We start from the raw sequence: 1,656 nt of genomic DNA, 5'->3' as shown, positions 1-1,656 counted from the left end.
GCCGAGGTTGCCTGGTCGCCGGTCTGCTTCTGGCCGGGCGGGCGGCCCGCACCGACCGCACCCGGGCCGGGCTGCTGCTCTGGGGCGGTTGGCTGCTGGTCACCGGTTTGATCTTCAGCTTCATGTCCGGGATCTTCCACGCCTACTACACGGTGGCGCTCGCACCGGCGATCGGCGCGCTCGTCGGCATCGGTGTGACGCTGCTCTGGCGGCACCGCCGACTGCAGCCCGCGCCCGGCGACGCTGGCGGCACGCGCTGGCAGCGGTGGACTCCGTTGGCCGCCGCGGCGACGCTCGCCGGCACCCTCGCGGTAACCGTGTGGTGGGCGTGGGTGCTGCTCGGGCGCAGCCCCGACTGGTACCCGTGGCTGCGGACGACCGTGCTCGTCGCCGGTCTGGTCGGCGCGGTGCTGCTCCTGCTCGTCACCCGGCTGCCCCGCCGCCTGGTGCCGGTGGTGCTGGGCCTGGGCGCGGCGGCGGCCCTCGCCGGCCCGGTGGCGTACGCGGTGCAGACCGCCGCGACCCCCCATACCGGGTCGATCCCGAGCGCCGGCCCGTTCGTGGCGGGCGGATTCGGCCGGGGCGGCTTCCCCGGCGGGCGACCGCCCGGCGGCATGGAACTGCCGGCCGGCGGCCAACTCCCCGGCGGCGGCCAGTTCCCGGGCGGCGGTCAGTTCCCGGGCGGCCTCCCGGGCGGCGGTCAGCTCCCCGGCGGTGGCCAGAACGGCGGCGGGCAGAACGGTGGCGGGCAGGACGGCGGCCGCAATGGCGGTCAGGGGCCCGGCTTCCCGGGCGGTGGTCGTAACGGCGCACCCGGTTTCCCGGGCGGCCAGGGCCCCGGCGCCACCGGCGGGCAGGGACGCTCGGCCGGTGGGGGCATGGGCGGGTTGCTCGACGCCCGTGAGCCGAGCGCCGCACTGCGCGAGCTGCTGGAGCGCGACAGCGCGGACTACACGTGGGTGGCCGCGACCATCGGCTCGAACAACGCGTCCGGTTACCAGCTCGCCACCGGTGAACCGGTGATGGCGATCGGCGGGTTCAACGGCAGTGACCCGTCACCGACGCTGGCGCAGTTTCAGCGCTACGTGGCCGACGGAAAGGTCCACTACTTCGTCGGTGGCGGTGGCTTCCGGGCCAACGGCGGCAGCGCGGCCTCCCAGGAGATCGCCGCCTGGGTCGCGGAGACGTTCACGGCGCAGACCGTCGACGGGGTCACCCTCTACGACCTCAGCGCCGCCGCGGGGGCGTCGTGACGGTGCTTGGCGGACCACGGCCCGCCATCCAGGCCCGACCCACCGCCGCCGTGCTGGACGTGGTCATCCCGGTCCACAACGAGGAGGTCGACCTCGGGCCGTGCGTACGACGACTGCACGCCCACCTGAGCGCACACTTCCCGTACCCGTTCCAGATCACTGTCGCCGACAACGCGAGCGTCGACGACACCCTGAAGGTGGCCGACGGCCTGGCCGGTGAACTGCCCGGCGTCGAGGTGCTGCACCTGGACGCCAAGGGGCGGGGGCGGGCGCTGTCGGCCGCCTGGTCGGCGTCGTCAGCACCGGTGTACCTGCACATTCCGCTCGGCGGTGCGCTGCTGCTGCTCGGCTGGTCACTCGGGCAGGTGGTCCGGCTGGTCGACGACAACGCCAACCACCTGCC

Annotated in this window: 1 protein-coding gene and 1 pseudogene; both read left to right on the top strand. The window is 74.7% G+C overall.

The annotated features are described in order from the left end of the window. Nucleotides 1-1,253, top strand: a pseudogene (locus tag ABZ749_RS34870) (glycosyl transferase); the annotation flags it as partial. Continuing rightward, nucleotides 1,250-1,656, top strand: a 407-nt coding sequence (locus tag ABZ749_RS34865; RefSeq protein ID WP_357235616.1) for a glycosyltransferase, incomplete at its 3' end; no start/stop codon positions are given. The pseudogene ABZ749_RS34870 and the gene ABZ749_RS34865, both read left to right, overlap by 4 nt.

Source organism: Micromonospora sp. NPDC047753, assembly GCF_040642735.1.
Taxonomy (GTDB): Bacteria; Actinomycetota; Actinomycetes; order Mycobacteriales; family Micromonosporaceae; genus Micromonospora.
This window is presented reverse-complemented; position numbering and strand designations above follow the sequence as displayed.